Below are 16202 nucleotides of genomic sequence, written 5' to 3' on the forward strand. Positions count from 1 at the left end.
TGAGGGGGAGTCAAGAAATGAAAAAAAACAAAAAGGTTATTACGCTATTGATGACAGGAATAATGCTTACCCAGATTTTTTTGAGCTCTGGTATGGCATTTAGTAGTTCTGAATCAACTAATAGCAGTACAACTTTAGGGGGTATTGGAAATAAAAAAAGCAATATCATAGTAAAATACAAGGATGTAAATAAAGCTAAAGACTCAAAGGATAGATTTATAGCTAAAAAAAAGAAATCAAAAGTAACTTCTAAAAAGTTAATAAATCGTTTTGAGATGGAAGCACTCCAAATTTCAAGCGACGAAGATGTAACTGACATAATAAATGAACTGCAAAATGATCCGAATGTTGAATACGCTCAACCAGACTATGTTCTTGATACATATTTAACCCCATCAGACGCTCGCTATTCAGAACAATGGGGGCTTTTGAACAATGGACAAGCAGTAAACGGCCAGAATGGCATATCTGGGGTAGATATAGCTGCAGCAAATGCATGGGATATAACAACCGGTACGAACAAAGTAGTGGTAGGAATAGTTGATTCGGGTGTAGATATTAGTCATCCCGATATTTCAGATAACATATATGTGAATAAGAAAGAGAAAATAGATGGAAAAGACAATGATGGAAATGGTTTTGTTGATGACGTAAATGGATTTGATTTTGCAAATAATGACAGTAGTGTCTTTGATTCTGCAAGCCAAGACAAACATGCTACGCATATCGCTGGAATAATAGCAGCTGGAATGAATAATGTCGGTATTACAGGGGTATCTCCCAATGTAAAGCTCTTACCTTTAAAATTTATTAGTGGCAATACTGGCTATACAAGTGATGCGATATCTGCAATTGAATACGGAATAAGCATGGGAGTAAGCGTTTTCAACTGTTCATGGGGCGGAAGTCAGCAAAATGAGGCCTTAAAGGATATAATTGCAAACAGCAATGCTCTTTTTATTTGTGCTGCTGGTAATCAAGGACAGAATGTAGACGTGAATCCAGTGTATCCTGCATGCTATGACCTTTCAAATGTTATTTCCGTAGGGGCTATAGACAACAAAGGTGAACTTGCGTCATTTTCAAACTTTGGTTCAAAAGTACAGATCGCTGCACCTGGAGTTGGAATACTCAGCACGCTTCCCGAAAGCAAATATGGATTAATGAGCGGTACCTCAATGGCCGCACCTTTTGTTGCAGGGGTTGCAGCACTTTTGAAAAGCAAATACCCGACTATGTCTGCTACCGATATAAAAACAAGAATATTGAATAATTCAACTAAAGGACAGGCCCTGAACGGTAAAGTGTCAACATCCGGAAGGCTTAATGCATTAGCTGCATTGTTAAATAATGCTCCTTCCATTCCGGTTCAACCAACAGCAGAGCCAATACCAACTGAAAGTCCAAAATCAAAGGAAGCAGGATCAGTTTATGACACTTCTGCAAGCGGCAATAACAAGGTTGTAAAGCCTATTATAGAAGACAGCAATCTTATAATAGATGAGGCAGCTAATAATGCTACCTATTCTGCTGACAGCTTTGAACCTAACAACAGTAGAAACGCTGCGACAGTGATAACAAACGATACTGCTATTTATCCTACTCTGGATACTAGTTCAGATGAAGACTGGTTTGTACTTAATACAACAAAGACAGGGAAGTTAAATGTCACTATGAAGAACTTGCCGTCTGGCTGCGACTATGAGATGGAAATCTATGACAGCACAGGCGCTTATGTAGGAGGCTCATACGCAAGTGGTGCTTTGGATGAAAAATATGTAGGATCTATTACTGCTATAGGTAATTACTATATAAGGATATATTCATATTCAGGATCAAATTCTAGTTATACCTACGAGCTAAAAGCCGGCGTATACACACCAGATAGTTATGAAGTTAATGATGATTTATATTCCATATTGAACAATCAACCATCAATAAGTATTGGTAATTGCTTCAGCGCAACTTTAGACAATTCTGACGATACTGACTGCTTCAAATTCAATATAGGCAACAGTACGAATGTTGGAGTAAGGGTTCAGAATATACCTTCCGGCTCGGATTATGATATGGTTGTTTATTCTTACAACTCGAGTAATGGTTTTGTTGAGGTAGGCTCTTCAAACTTAGGCGGTAATTCCGATGAAACATTAATAAGCCAGCTGGCAGCAGGATCTTATTACATAAAGATATATTCGTACTCAGGTAGTTCGGAAACCCAGAGTTACAAGCTAAGCGTTACTGATGAAAACGCAGGAATAGTCAAGATGGATTTTGATAAGACATATGCAGAAGTTGGAGATATAGTGACTGCTACTTTAAGAGTTAACCAAATTACCAATTTATCAGCTTATCAGGTAAATATAAAATATGACCCTCAAGTGATACAGCCAGTTGATGATGATCTTCAGCCTTATTGTGAGGATACTGTTCCTACAGGTGCAACTATACTAAATAATAGTAAGTATTCACCAATGTCGATTGCTTCAAATAATTTGTATAGTGGTATTTTGAATTTTGGTGCAGGTTACATGAATTTGTTATCTTATAAACAGAGTGGCATTGCCCAAACCAGTGGTATTTTGGCGGTAATTAAATTTAAGGTTATTAATAGCAAGCAGGTACAAATAAAATTCAGTGTTTCTGATGCAATACCTGAAAGTAATACAGGTGTTAACCTTATTGATTGGGATGGAAGTAAGATAATCGGAGGATTTACTGTACAGCAGCCACAGATTGTAAATAGCAGCTTACCAGCGAATTCACAAGCTGTTGGAAGCAGCTCAGTTGAAGAAATTTCATCTTTGTCAAGTGAATCCGTGATGACAACTTACTCTGAATCTACTTATAAAATTAGTGGATATATAAAAAAGGAAATTAAAGATAAATCCCAATTTAATATACAGTTCATTAATCCAACAACAAACGCATTAATTAAATCGGGAACAACTGATATAGACAGCGGGTACTTTGAAATTTCAGGTATTCCACCTGGAAATTATAACGTTAAAATAAGTAATGCGTATCATATTACTAGAATAATATATGACTTGGTTGTTGATCGAGATAATGTATTGGGAAGTAGACAATATCCATTAGGGTTGTTTATAGGAGATATAAATAATGACGCAGTTATAAACATGCAGGACGTTATTCAAATAGCAAAAGGATTTAATGCATCTATTGGTGATACTAGATATAGTTCGGTATGTGATTTGAATAAAGATGATGCCATTAATATGGCAGACGTAGTAATAATAGCTACCAATTTTATTAAATTTCCTGAGGATTATCCAACATATGCAAATCAAACGGCTGACGTGACATATGAAAATGATGGCGCAAATGGTGAATATATATATAGCAATAATCCTGAAAGAGTATCTGATCGTTTAGCTGATGAAGGAAAAGTCATTTACAAAACGCAAACACACGGTCAAAAATATGTTACAGTATTTATGCAACATCTGGCGAACGCTGGAACAGAAAAACTTAAGTTTGGTGTTCTACTGCATAACTCAAATCCTAATCCTGTATATATTAAAATATCAAATCATATGTTTGGCGGTATAAAAAATATAGATACCAATGAAGTAGATTTTTATAATAAAAAAAGAACAGAAGATTATAAGAAATATTTTGGGGGTACAATCAATAATCCAATTAATATATATAGTGGTAGTTACTCAGTCGCTTCAAATTATAACGGCACAACAAGTATAACAATACCAAGTGGTAAGAGTATCTGGTTAATGGGTGGACCATCAACAAGTGAAGTATTTTACAATGACGGTGGCTGGGAAAGGTCATTTGTAAATGGAATGGCAAAATTCGAAATTCTAAACGATTTGATATTAGACGTAAAAGTTGTTGCATATAAAGCCTCTAGTACAAATATGAGTACAATAATAGCTGCTAACACATATCCTGGATGGGATGGTGGATTAAGTTATTCAGGATACTATAGAGACTCATCCCCAGTAATTAAAGCAGATATTACAACTTACTTAGGTAACACAGATGTAGGTTCGTACATTAAGTTTAAGTATAAATGTAAACATGCTAAGGATTCAAATACTCCCGATCCAAAATCTAATAGCGGTAAAATATTTAATTGTTTAACAACAAACATACCACTTGCAAGTGAGGGATCAGCTTATGCTGATGATATGTTACATTTAACTAATGATACAATTAACTTAAAAGAACCATTAAGAAATCCAGTTGAAGGATATAATGAAAATTGGGCAAACTGGGGTGTTGTCTATAAAGACCATTTTACTTTTGTAAACAACAGTAGCAGTACATATAAAATTCAGGTTTATATGAAAGGAGTTGCTAATAATCCAGATATATACTACTCACATAATTTTGGTAATAAAAGTTTTGGAAACTATAAGGAATTAACTCCTAATCTTGATGCTCAGAGGTATCTATCATCAACCACTTTAGATGTAGGTACTGTTGAGGTGGGGCCGGGAAAAACTGAAAGAGAACTAAGATTTATATTACCTGCAAATTCAGGGGGTGGATATCAACTATATGCTAAGATTGTAAGTAAATATTAAAAAAATATGCCTCCTGTTATTTTATCGAACAGTTAAATAGCAGGAGGCATACTACAAATACGAGGAAGGGCCTGCGCCCTTCCTCGTATTTGTAATATGTCATGTTTTAATAGGATGAAGGTAATTTATTAGAGTTTTATATAGGCTAATAGAATTGAGTTGTATAATTGTTTTTATGATTGAGATGTGGCTATGGAAGTTATATAATGTATATAGTTGTAAAAAGGGGAATTTGCCAATAATGCTATCAATAAAGCTGGACAAGTATTGGAGGAAAGAATGGATAATAAGTTTGAGTACATACTTTTTGATTTGGGTGGAGTTCTGATTGAGCTTACCTTGCAGGATAAAATGTTAGATTGGATGGAACATAAAATCAGCCTTGACGAGTTTAATAAAATGTGGCTTTTGTCAAAATCGGTAAGGGCTTTTGAAAGTGGTTTAATCAATTCCTCAGAGTTTGCAAGGTCAATAATTGAGGAATTCAATTTACCTGTAGATGAGCAAGAATTTATAAGTGAGTTTGTAAATTTTACAAAGGGATTTTTTGATGGTATGGAGGATCTCCTGAAAAAATTATCGAAAGAATATACATTAGCCTGCCTGTCAAATACCAATGAACTGCATTGGGATAAACTATGCAAGCAGTATGATATGGACGGCTTGATTACACATAATTTCCTTTCATATAAAACTGGGATAAATAAGCCGGATAAAGAAGCCTTTCTAAATGTTGTCAAAGTGCTCGATACACAAGCAAGCAGAATACTTTTCTTTGATGATAACTCAATTAATGTAGAAGCTGCACAGAAGGTAGGAATGACAGCTTATAGGGTTTGCGGATACGAAGACATAATTAGTGTGCTTAAGGAATTAAATGTAATTTAAATTGTTGAGTTGAAATTTATGGTAATGCATTATGAATAATTTGCTTCTAAGGTAAAGTGTGGTACAATTGTTGCATGTAAATATAAAGAGAATATAGCCGAAGTTATATTTTTAAGTATTCCTAAGGCTATTAAGATTTAATTTTAATTGGGAGGAGTATTAGGTATGAATTATTACATAATAACCGGTGCTTCAAGGGGGTTAGGTGAAGCGATAGCAGAAAACTTGATATCAAAGGACAACCATTTGTTCTGTATATCAAGGAAAGGTAACGAAGATCTTGTTGTGAGGGCAGGACTTAAAGATTGCAGAATCGATTTCTTTGAATATGACTTCAATTTTCTGGAAGAGATTGATATGTTAGCTGAAACGATATTTGAAAGAATCAATTTTAAAAAGGCAGATTCCGTTTGTTTAATTAACAACGCAGGAGTAGCAAAACCGATAAAGCCGGTTGGAAACTTTCCAAGTTTTGAAATAATTAGCAATATGAATGTAAATTTAATTGCACCAATGATTTTGGTATCAGAATTTATAAAACGCACAGAAGAGGTCACTTGCGAGAGGAAAATTGTAAATATATCTTCAGGAGCGGGTAAAAAACCGTATTACGGATGGGGTTGCTACTGCAGCGCTAAAGCCGCAATGGATATGTTCACGGGCTGTGTTGGTGTAGAACAAAAGAATATTACTAATCCTGTTAAAATAATTTCTTTTGTACCGGGAATTATAGATACTGACATGCAAGCAGACATAAGGGAATGCAGCGAAGAAGATTTTGAACAGGTTGAAAGGTTTATCAAGTTTAAAGAAAATGGTAATTTAAAGTCCCCTGATTTTGTCGCAAAAAAACTTTTGGAACTTATACATAATAATGAGACAAAGACAGGAATGATATATGATATAAAAGAACTATAGTAAAAAACATAAAAAACTGTCAAAATGTTCTTTGACAAAGGGCGCAATATGATATAAAATAGTTAAAATTTAATAGTAAATCGATTTAGGAGGATAAAAATGGCATATATATATAATGATGTATCCAGAACATTTAGTGAATATCTTCTCATACCAAATTTGACAACAGAAAGATGTATACCTGATAAAGTTGATCTGAGTACTCCTGTTGTAAAATTCAAAAAAGGCGAGGAATGTGAGTTAAAGCTTAATGTTCCTATCGCATCGGCAATAATGCAATCAGTATCAAATGATACACTTGCCATTGCATTGGCAAGATCCGGAGGAATATCTTTCATATATGGTTCTCAATCTATTGAGAGTCAGGTTGAGATGGTGAAGAAAGTAAAGAAATATAAGTCAGGATTTGTAATTAGCGATTCCAACCTAAGGGTGGACAATTCATTAAAAGATGTGCTGGAATTAAAGAACAGAATGGGACATTCTACTGTTGCCGTAACTGAAGATGGCACTTCCACAGGAAAGCTTTTAGGTATTATAACAAGCAGAGACTACAGGGTTAGTCGTACTTCTTTGGAGAAAAAGGTTGGAGACTTTATGACTCCATTCTCAAAGCTTATTGTTGGAAACCTCGGAATATCTTTAAGCGAAGCTAATGATATTATATGGGAGAACAAGTTAAACTGTCTTCCTATAGTTGACAAAGATCAAAAACTTCATTATTTTGTATTTAGAAAAGACTATGATGAACATAAGCAAAATCCGTATGAGCTTTTGGATAAAAACAAAAGGCTTGTTATAGGAGCTGGTATAAATACACGAGACTATGCAGAAAGAGTTCCGGCGCTTGTAGAAGGCGGTGTTGACATTCTTTGTATAGATTCCTCCGATGGATTTTCTGTTTGGCAGAAGAATACCATTGAGTATGTAAAGAACAATTTTGAAGGTATGAAAATCGGTGGAGGAAATGTTGTAGACAAGGAAGGATTTTTGTACCTTGCAGAGGCAGGCGCTGATTTCGTAAAAGTCGGAATCGGTGGTGGTTCTATTTGTATAACCAGAGAGCAAAAAGGTATAGGAAGAGGACAGGCTACTGCTATCATTGAAGTGGCAAAAGCAAGAGACGAGTACTTTGAAAAGACAGGTATATATATACCTATTTGTTCGGATGGCGGAACAGTACACGATTACCATATTGTACTGGCTCTGGCGATGGGAGCTGACTTTGTAATGATGGGACGTTACTTCGCAAGGTTTGACGAGAGCCCTACAAAGAAAGTAAAACGTGGTAACAGCTATGTTAAAGAATACTGGGGTGAAGGTTCAAATAGAGCAAGAAACTGGCAGAGATACGACCTTGGAGAGAGCAACAGCCTTAAGTTTGAAGAGGGAGTAGACAGTTATGTTCCTTATGCGGGTAAACTGAAAGACAATCTTGATGTTACGCTTAGTAAGGTTAAGTCTACTATGTCAAGCTGCGGCTCCGCTTCAATTCCTGAACTACAAAAAACTGCCAGAATAACATTGGTATCTTCTGTAAGTATTATGGAAGGTGGAGCACACGACGTAATTTTAAAGGAGAATGACTACTAATATTAGTTGTTTGGGGGTCTTTTTGTGGGTAATGGTTTGATATCCAAGATTAAAGAGTTGCTAGTTAAATATAAGAGTTTTATCAGATTTGCTATTGTAGGTGTAATAAATACGTTAGTTACAATAATTGTAAATACTATTTGCAATAATGTATTTAATATTCACCATAATGTCAGTTGGGTTATTGCTTATGCAGCCGGTGTGACCAACAGTTACATTATGAATAAGTTGTGGACTTTTGAAAGTAAAGGTGGGAGCAAGGAGAAGGCGACGACGGAATTGCTGCAGTTTATTGTAGTAAACCTTGTATCACTTGCAGGAACAACCTTGGGATTGAATTATTTGATTGAAAACGTGGGAATGGATACGAACCTCGCACAATTTCCGACAATAGTAATATCTCAATTCATTAATTACTTTGGATATAAACTTTGGGTTTTTAAAAAATAAGGTACGCATAAGACGTGCCTTATCTTTCTTTGAGGAATTTAATGAGCAAATGCCCTAAAATCGGATTGGGCTTATTGGCTGTGTCTGATAGTTTGATTTCTCTGACCGTAAACTTAAGGAACTTTATGCGGAATTTTTATCGAATGTGTGTAGTTTGGGTATAATTCTTAATATATTGTAGAAACATGAGAATATTATTACATAATGTAAATATAATTTTACCTGATATTTACAAGGAGGATAGCACATGGAAGATCAGAATATAAATGAAATTGAAAAAAATGATGATGCAGAAAACGAAGTAATGTATTCCAATTTTATTCAGGATATCATTGATGATGACCTTAGAAGTGATAGATTTGGAAACAGGGTACATACAAGATTTCCACCTGAACCTAATGGTTACTTGCATATCGGTCATGCCAAGTCAATATGCTTGAATTTTGGAATTGCTGCTCAAAATAGAGGATTAACTAATTTAAGGTTTGATGATACTAATCCAAGCAAGGAAGAGGATGAGTATGTTGAGTCTATAAAGACGGATGTAAGATGGCTTGGCTTTGACTGGGAAGATAGATTATTCTATGCATCAGATTACTTTGAGGATCTTTATCAATATGCAGTTAAACTGATTGAAATAGGCAAAGCTTATGTTTGTGACCTTAGTGCCGATCAAATCCGTGAATATAGAGGTACACTTATACAACCGGGTAAGGAAAGTCCTTACAGGAGCAGATCAACTGAAGAAAATCTGGATTTGTTTAAAAGAATGAGGAACGGAGAATTTGAAGACGGTTCAAGGGTACTAAGAGCAAAAATTGATATGGCATCTCCAAACTTAAATATGCGTGATCCGGTAATTTATAGAATAATGAGAGCTACGCACCACAGGACTGGTGACAATTGGTGCATATATCCAATGTATGATTTTGCACATCCGCTGTCCGATTCGAAGGAGGAAATTACCCACTCAATTTGTACGCTCGAGTTTGAGGCTCATAGGCCTTTGTACAACTGGCTTCTGGAAACCCTTGACGTAGAGTGCAAATCAAGGCAGGTTGAGTTTGCACGTTTGAATTTGAGTTATACAGTTATGAGTAAGAGGAAGCTTTTACAACTTGTTAAAGAGGGGCATGTAAGGGGCTGGGATGACCCTAGAATGCCTACAATCTCAGGTCTTAGAAGACGTGGTTACACACCTGAATCCATAAGGGAATTCTGTTCACGTATAGGAGTTGCAAAGGGTAATAGTATCGTTGATCTTGCTTTACTTGAACACTGCATTAGAGAAGAACTAAATGCTAAAGCTACAAGGGTTATGGGGGTACTTCGTCCGTTAAAGGTAGTGATAGACAATTATGCTGAAGGGTTGGTAGAAGAATTCGAAGTGCCGAATAATCCGGAAGATCCTGATGCAGGTAACCGTAAAGTACCGTTTACCCGTACAATATATATTGACCAGGAAGATTTTTGTGAAAATCCTCCTAAGAAGTACTTCCGTTTGGCACCAGGCCAGGAAGTAAGGCTCAAGAGTGCATATATTATAAAATGCGAAAGCCTGATAAAAGATGAAAAGACAGGTGAAGTAATTGAAGTCCATTGTTCATACGATCCTGGCTCAAGAGGCGGAAATGCACCTGATGGAAGAAAAGTAAAAGGAACTATCCACTGGGTATCGGCAGAACATGCATTTGATGCTGAAGTTCGGTTATATGACAATCTATTTAATGATCCGAACCCTGGTGCTGATGAAAATATTAATTTTCTAGATCAGATTAACCCTGATTCACTGGAAGTGTTAACAAATTGCAAGATGGAGCCGGGGCTCAAAAATGCAAAGCCGGGGGATATGTTTCAGTTCCTAAGGCTTGGTTACTTCTGTGTTGACAGTGTAGACTCAAAGCCAGGGACACCTGTATTTAACAGGACTGTTTCACTGAAGGACAGCTGGGCGAAGATTTCCAATAAGGAATAAAACACAATTAAATAATAGACAGTTCCATATTTTTAGCTATAATAAAGCCTGTAGTGATTTAGAGTTTAATTTATCACTACAGGCTTTTTTAAATATCTATATCTTTATTTTGTAAAGAATTCATATACTCTTTCCCAGCTTTGGGTCTTACCTGGTTCGATATTAATGTTTATAAAAACTTCGGGGCTAATTACATGACCTTTTCCCCAAACAGCGACCTTTTGGATGGGGAAGGTACTGATTTCCCTTACTCCAACTCCTGATGGCTCATGAAGAAGTTCCCAGAAATGATTCTCAACAGGTTTTAAACCTCCAGGAACTATATAGAAATCATTATTTGGCTGTTTGTTCCACCTTATTTCATTGCCTGAGACATCAAGAACATCAGGTGTCTCTTCAGCTTCTGCAGAATAAGGAAACCTAAGTACATAGTCAGGACCGGTTGGATTGTTATCTATTGATATGAAATTATGGCAGTATTCCTCTGTTTGAATTGGCTTGGAACCAACATTTTTAAGGTTATATTTAATTATCATTTTGTTTTGATCCACACTGACTTCTTTAATCATGCGAACTGCGTAGCCTTTACATTCGAGCGACTCCAATTCAAAGATAACATGGTCTGAGGCAGATTCAATTGTTACCGGGAACGGAGCTACTTCATACTTGTCAAAAAAGAAGTAGTTTGACTCATCAGGGCGTGTCAGTAGGCCGGTACCTAATTTGTGGAACTTCTCGCCAGGTATTGCCTCATCATAACCAATAGGCGTATGAATTCCAAATTCGTTGCAAAAACCAAAGCCTCCAGAGCCCTCACCTGGGATTGGAGATTCAGGTGCACAAAATGAATGTTTTCCGTCTAGTGTTACTTTTGTTATAAAACCAGTCCAATCAAAACGTGAGCCACTATAAAAAGTGCCGGGGTAGGCAATTTCAACTTCGAGTCTTTTGCCTGTTATTTTTAAAGATTGCATATTATTAGACATAATTTATCTTCTCCCTTAGTTATACATAGCTCGTTAAATATTAACATACTAAATTTGAGGCTTTAAACCTCGGAAATAATACATATTAAAGCAATATGTAAATATTTATTGGAGCTATAGTAGAGTTTACCACAAAAATGAACTTATAGAAATAAAAAAGTCATAAAAAAATGGACGGGTGAGTTGCTAAGTGATAAAATAATGCTAGAAGAAGTATGATGCAAAAATAAGGGGGAAGCAGGATGAAGTACAGAAAGTTCGGTAATACGGGGATAGAAATATCACGTTTAGGTTTTGGCTGCATGAGACTTCCAACAATAAAGCTTAATGACGTTGAGGTAGTGGACGAAGATAAGACAATTAAGATGATCCATAGAGCTTATGAATTAGGTGTCAACTATTATGATACGGCATATTTCTATCATGATGGACAAAGTGAAATTGTCCTTGGTAAGGCTTTAAAAGGTATAAGAGATAAGGTGTACGTTTCTACTAAAAGTCCAGGACATCTTATCAAAAAGCACGGTGATTATAGAAAAATATTAGAAGAGCAGCTTAAAAAGCTTGATATTGATTATATTGATGTTTATCACTTTCATGGTATAGGATATGATGGTTTTCTCAGCATAAACGAAAAAACCAAATGGTTGGATGAGGCATATAAAGCAAAGGAAGAAGGATTAATAAAGCATATTAGTTTTTCATTCCATGATGCTCCGGAAAATCTCAAGAGGCTTGTTGATCTTGGGATATTCGAATCGGTTTTGTGCCAGTACAATGCCATAGATAGAAGTAATGAGGATGCTATAGCTTATGCAAAGTCAAAAGGGCTTGGAGTTGTCATAATGGGGCCTGTTGGAGGAGGTAGAGTTTCGGGACTTCCAAAAGAGGTTGCAGCCAAACTTGGAATTAATGTAAAAAGCAGTGCGGAAATGGCGTTAAGGTTCGTGTTTTCAAATCCTGATGTTGATTGTGCTCTTTCAGGTATGGGCAGCATGGAGATGGTAGAAGAAAACAGTGTGACCGCATCAAATATAGAGCCACTTTCGGAAAACGAAGTTATTGCGATAAATAAAATGATGGAAGAAAATAGAAAACTTGCTGACCTTTACTGTACAGGATGTTCATATTGTATGCCTTGTCCGGCTGGGGTTAATATCCCAAAAATATTCGAGATGATGAATTACCATAAGGTCTACGGGATAGATGAGTATTCAAAGAATGGATATGCTGAAATTGGGACAAATGAGTGGGTACCTGGAAAGAGAGCGGATGCCTGTGTAGAATGTGGTGTTTGTGAAACAAAGTGTCCTCAGAAGTTAAAGATAAGAGAACAGCTCAAGGAATGTCATAAAGTATTGGCAAGGTAGTGTTTTTTTAATTACAAACGTTTATATCGAAAATAAAAATAGAAAAATAAGATAAAGACAGGGATTTATATGAGTTTTAAAAAGGGAGATATTGTTACAGTATCAAATAAGCTTGAAGAATACGTAGGTACGGCTTTGATTCTTTATAGAGACGATGAAATGGTTGATATAAAAATTATTGATGAGCACGTTGCCTCAGAAGACGTTCCGGATGGAAGAATACTGCTTGGGTATGAATCATATAGCAGTATTTATGCAGTATATTGTGATGTCCTGGAAAAAGCTGACGAAGCTGGCGTAATAAAGCTTCGTATAAGCAAAACATTTTCTGTAATAAACAGAAGATTTTCAACAAGGTATCCGGCATTTTTTAAGGTAGATATTGCTGCCGGAGAGCCTTTGGAAACTTTTGACGGAGTAATTAGAAATATGAGCCTTAGAGGTTTTATGGTCAATACTCATGTGGATTTAAGTGTTAACCATATGGTGGAGATGGGCATAAAACTTGACAGTCGTAACGTTTCTGTTAAAGCAAGGGTAGCGAGGAAGAGTGGTCAAGGCGGCAGTTTTAATTATGGTTTGTATATCGTTGATTTAGGATATGATGAAAAGATTTTGATGAGATCAATGGTGACAGAGCTTAAGGAAAAGAATAGAAAAATCTCTGAAAAGTTGATCAGGGGATATATTGGTGAAGGTTTGTAAAGTTTAACCAATAAAGTTTCTCAAATAATAACAAACGCCACTATGGAATAGTAAACCATAGGGCGTTTTGCTGTGTTGGTAAAGTATGACTTATCTTGTGAATAATAATAATGTATGATATTATTTTTTATATTAATTCAATAACAACGCAATCAGGAGGGACAGATTTTGGAGGAAAGATTCCTAACAAACCCAAGAATAGCATACATCGAGAAAAATGGAGTTGAATACATTCAGTTTAACAATTTAAATAAATATTCAGATGTGCTTATTCATGGCTTTACAACCAGGCGGGGCGGGGTTAGTGAAGGTGAATACAAATCCCTTAACATGGCGTTTAATAAAAACGATAAGAGGGAAAATGTCGAAGAAAACTATAGAAGAATAGCCGGAGTATTAGGTATAGATACAGAGAATATGGTTCTTTCAAATCAGGTCCATGATAATAAAATTAGAGTTGTTACAGAAAATGACAGAGGCAAAGGGATTTATAAAAAAAGTGATATAATTGGTTTTGACGGTTTAATGACCAATGTTGCTGATGTAGCGCTTGTAACATTTTATGCAGATTGTGTTCCGGTATTTTTGTTTGATCCGGTAAAAAAGGTAATATCTCTTGTTCACTCGGGTTGGCGCAGTACAGTGAAGGAAATATCCAAAGAAGCTGTTATAAAAATGAAAGAGGTTTATGGCTGTGATCCATATGATATTGAAGTGGCTATTGGCCCGTCAATAGGACAGTGCTGTTTTGAGGTTGGAGAAGAGGTATATCTCGAATTTATTAATACTTTTGCATGGTGTGGTGAATTTTGTAAAAAGATAAATGAAAAATGGTTCATTGATCTTCCGCCGATAATTGTGAGGTCTTTAGAATCAGAGGGAATACAAAGGAGTAAAATAACACTTAGCAGCATATGTACAAAGTGTAACAATGATGTCTTCTTCTCACATAGAGGCGATAATGGAAAGACAGGCACACTTTCAGCGATTATGCAGCTTAAACGGTAAATAAAATATACATCCTTAAAGGGAGCGAAAAGAGTTGGAAAAGAAATCATTATTAATAATAATAACTATTATTATGAGTATTTGCATTACTTCCTGTTCAGCTTTAAGCAGTGGAAAAGAAAATGCTGAAGAGGAAAATAAATACAATTTTATAGACAGCCAGGATGATGTGATTGATACAGGGCCTGTAAAAGGTGGGGTATTGAAGCTTTATTCTACAACCCCTGATACCTTGAATCCGATATTGACTAACAATTTATACGTTAGGGATTATTCAAGCTTTATATATGAAAGCCTTGTTGTCCTTGATAAGAGCCAAAAGGCTACACCTGTACTGGCTGAAAGGTGGGAAACTTCGAACGACGGATTAACCTGGACATTTCATCTGAGGGAAAATATATCTTGGCACGATAATATGCCATTTTCAGCTGGAGATGTTGAATTTACAATGAATGCGATAATCAGCAGCCCAAACAGTTCGTACAAGAAAAATGTAGACAATATAACTACATTTGCTGCTGTTGATTCAAAAACTTTTAGAATTGTGTTGAAAAATCCCAACTCTTTTACAGCAGAATTAATGACTTTCCCCATAATTCCAAAGCATTGTTTTGTTGGGCAGGACCTTGCAACTTCTGCAAAGAATAACAGCCCAGTTGGTACAGGTCCATATAAATTTGCGGAATATAAGCAAGGGGGTTACATTAAGCTTATAAACAATGAAAAATGGTGGAAGCTTGAAAAGAAAGATGAAAGCGCATTGAGTATACCGTACATTGAAGAGATAGATATCCGTGTGCACGATAAGACCAAAAGTAGCACAAGTGCTTTTCAGGGAGGAGACGTTGACCTTTTGACTATAGACAGGAGCTGGTGGTCAAAATACAACGGAAGATCGGATGTAACTCTTAAAAGATATATAAGCAACGAGTTTGAGTATATTGCATTTAACCTGTCAAATAAAATTTTAAAATTGAAGGAAGTGCGACAGGCTATTGCATATTCCGTTGATAAAACGAAAATTATTAATGATTTATTGCCTGGTGAGGCTGTTGCTTCCGATTTGCCGGTTATGCCGGATACTTGGCTCAATGACACAAAGGTTGTTTACTATAGCGCTGATAAGGAAAAGGCAAAGAAATTGTTGGCGGATAGCGGCTGGAAGGATAATAACGGTGTACTCTACAAGAAAATTAACGGGGTGAACACTTCGCTTAAATTAGAGATGCTTGTTAACGAGGATAATAAATTGAGACTTAAGGTCGCAGAAGAGATAAAAAATCAGTTAAAGGAAATAGGTATAGAGCTTACAATTAAGGAATTGTCCTGGGAAGACGAGTTCAAAAAGATTGATAAAAAGAAATTTGATATGGTGTTTATTGGCTGTACAATACCATCTACTACGGATTTGTCTTTTATGTATTCATCTGAAGGAGCAGCGCTGAATATTTCCGGCTATAAGAATGAACAAGTTGATAATTATTTAAAAATGATACTTAAAGAGTCCAACGAGTACAGTAAAAAAGCTTATTTCTTCAACATGAAGGAATTAATCAACCAGGATGTACCATGTCTGGGGTTATACTTTTATAATGATGCCATGATATATAGCAAGAGAATACATGGGGAGTTTTCGCCGTATTTATGGAATCGATATTTCGATGTGACGAGATGGTATATTCCAGTAAACAAATAGATATGAAAATTTCAAAGAACATAAGCACTGAAATTTTCTAAAATA

Annotated in this window: 11 protein-coding genes; 10 read left to right on the forward strand and 1 reads right to left on the reverse strand. The window is 35.9% G+C overall.

The window, feature by feature from the left end; genetic code table 11:
• Window positions 1-17 precede the first annotated feature (17 nt).
• The 6 genes from ACECE_RS28890 to ACECE_RS0200465 all read left to right on the forward strand — a co-directional run bounded on the left by ACECE_RS28890 (window position 18) and on the right by ACECE_RS0200465 (window position 10392).
• Window positions 18-4568: a S8 family serine peptidase gene (locus ACECE_RS28890; protein ID WP_010243160.1), complete on the forward strand. Its 4551-nt coding sequence runs from the start codon at window positions 18-20 to the stop codon at window positions 4566-4568.
• A gap of 279 nt (window positions 4569-4847) precedes the next feature.
• Window positions 4848-5456 carry an HAD family hydrolase gene (locus tag ACECE_RS0200445; RefSeq protein ID WP_010243162.1) on the forward strand — a complete coding sequence of 203 codons (609 nt, stop codon included), beginning with the start codon at window positions 4848-4850 and terminating at the stop codon, window positions 5454-5456.
• A 165-nt stretch (window positions 5457-5621) separates the two neighbouring features.
• Window positions 5622-6374, forward strand: a complete 753-nt coding sequence (locus tag ACECE_RS0200450) for a (S)-benzoin forming benzil reductase (protein ID WP_010243164.1) — start codon at window positions 5622-5624, stop codon at window positions 6372-6374.
• A 99-nt stretch (window positions 6375-6473) separates the two neighbouring features.
• Window positions 6474-7967 carry an IMP dehydrogenase gene (locus ACECE_RS0200455; RefSeq protein WP_010243166.1) on the forward strand — a complete coding sequence of 498 codons (1494 nt, stop codon included), beginning with the start codon at window positions 6474-6476 and terminating at the stop codon, window positions 7965-7967.
• Window positions 7968-7991: 24 nt separating this feature from the next.
• Complete coding sequence (locus ACECE_RS0200460; protein ID WP_010243168.1) at window positions 7992-8417, forward strand: GtrA family protein; 426 nt, start codon at window positions 7992-7994, stop codon at window positions 8415-8417.
• Window positions 8418-8664: 247 nt separating this feature from the next.
• A complete protein-coding gene (locus tag ACECE_RS0200465; RefSeq protein WP_010243170.1) occupies window positions 8665-10392 on the forward strand; it encodes a glutamine--tRNA ligase/YqeY domain fusion protein in 1728 nt (575 codons plus the stop codon).
• 104 nt (window positions 10393-10496) lie between these two features.
• Here ACECE_RS0200465 and ACECE_RS0200470 read toward each other — a convergent pair whose 3' ends face one another.
• On the reverse strand, window positions 10497-11378 hold the full coding sequence (locus ACECE_RS0200470; protein WP_010243172.1) for a hypothetical protein: 882 nt from the start codon (window positions 11376-11378) through the stop codon (window positions 10497-10499).
• Between the two features lie 242 nt (window positions 11379-11620).
• Here ACECE_RS0200470 and ACECE_RS0200475 point away from each other — a divergent pair, with 242 nt between their 5' ends.
• The 4 genes from ACECE_RS0200475 to ACECE_RS0200490 all read left to right on the forward strand — a co-directional run bounded on the left by ACECE_RS0200475 (window position 11621) and on the right by ACECE_RS0200490 (window position 16157).
• Complete coding sequence (locus ACECE_RS0200475) at window positions 11621-12748, forward strand: aldo/keto reductase (protein ID WP_010243174.1); 1128 nt, start codon at window positions 11621-11623, stop codon at window positions 12746-12748.
• Between the two features lie 69 nt (window positions 12749-12817).
• Window positions 12818-13453 (forward strand): PilZ domain-containing protein, encoded by a 636-nt coding sequence (locus ACECE_RS0200480; protein ID WP_010243176.1) that lies wholly within the window; start codon window positions 12818-12820, stop codon window positions 13451-13453.
• Window positions 13454-13621: 168 nt separating this feature from the next.
• Window positions 13622-14461: a peptidoglycan editing factor PgeF gene (gene pgeF / locus ACECE_RS0200485; protein WP_010243178.1), complete on the forward strand. Its 840-nt coding sequence runs from the start codon at window positions 13622-13624 to the stop codon at window positions 14459-14461.
• Window positions 14462-14495: 34 nt separating this feature from the next.
• Window positions 14496-16157 (forward strand): peptide ABC transporter substrate-binding protein, encoded by a 1662-nt coding sequence (locus ACECE_RS0200490; protein ID WP_010243180.1) that lies wholly within the window; start codon window positions 14496-14498, stop codon window positions 16155-16157.
• Window positions 16158-16202: the final 45 nt, after the last annotated feature.

The organism is Acetivibrio cellulolyticus CD2, assembly GCF_000179595.2.
Classification (GTDB): domain Bacteria; phylum Bacillota; class Clostridia; order Acetivibrionales; family Acetivibrionaceae; genus Acetivibrio; species Acetivibrio cellulolyticus.

What these genes read in the sequence shown, in the direction of transcription:
- ACECE_RS28890 (WP_010243160.1), top strand. Translation starts at nt 18, where the DNA reads ATGAAAAAAAACAAAAAGGTTATTACGCTATTGATGACAGGAATAATG.
- ACECE_RS0200445 (WP_010243162.1), top strand. Translation starts at nt 4,848, where the DNA reads ATGGATAATAAGTTTGAGTACATACTTTTTGATTTGGGTGGAGTTCTG.
- ACECE_RS0200450 (WP_010243164.1), top strand. Translation starts at nt 5,622, where the DNA reads ATGAATTATTACATAATAACCGGTGCTTCAAGGGGGTTAGGTGAAGCG.
- ACECE_RS0200455 (WP_010243166.1), top strand. Translation starts at nt 6,474, where the DNA reads ATGGCATATATATATAATGATGTATCCAGAACATTTAGTGAATATCTT.
- ACECE_RS0200465 (WP_010243170.1), top strand. Translation starts at nt 8,665, where the DNA reads ATGGAAGATCAGAATATAAATGAAATTGAAAAAAATGATGATGCAGAA.
- ACECE_RS0200470 (WP_010243172.1), bottom strand. Translation starts at nt 11,378, where the DNA reads ATGTCTAATAATATGCAATCTTTAAAAATAACAGGCAAAAGACTCGAA.
- ACECE_RS0200475 (WP_010243174.1), top strand. Translation starts at nt 11,621, where the DNA reads ATGAAGTACAGAAAGTTCGGTAATACGGGGATAGAAATATCACGTTTA.
- ACECE_RS0200480 (WP_010243176.1), top strand. Translation starts at nt 12,818, where the DNA reads ATGAGTTTTAAAAAGGGAGATATTGTTACAGTATCAAATAAGCTTGAA.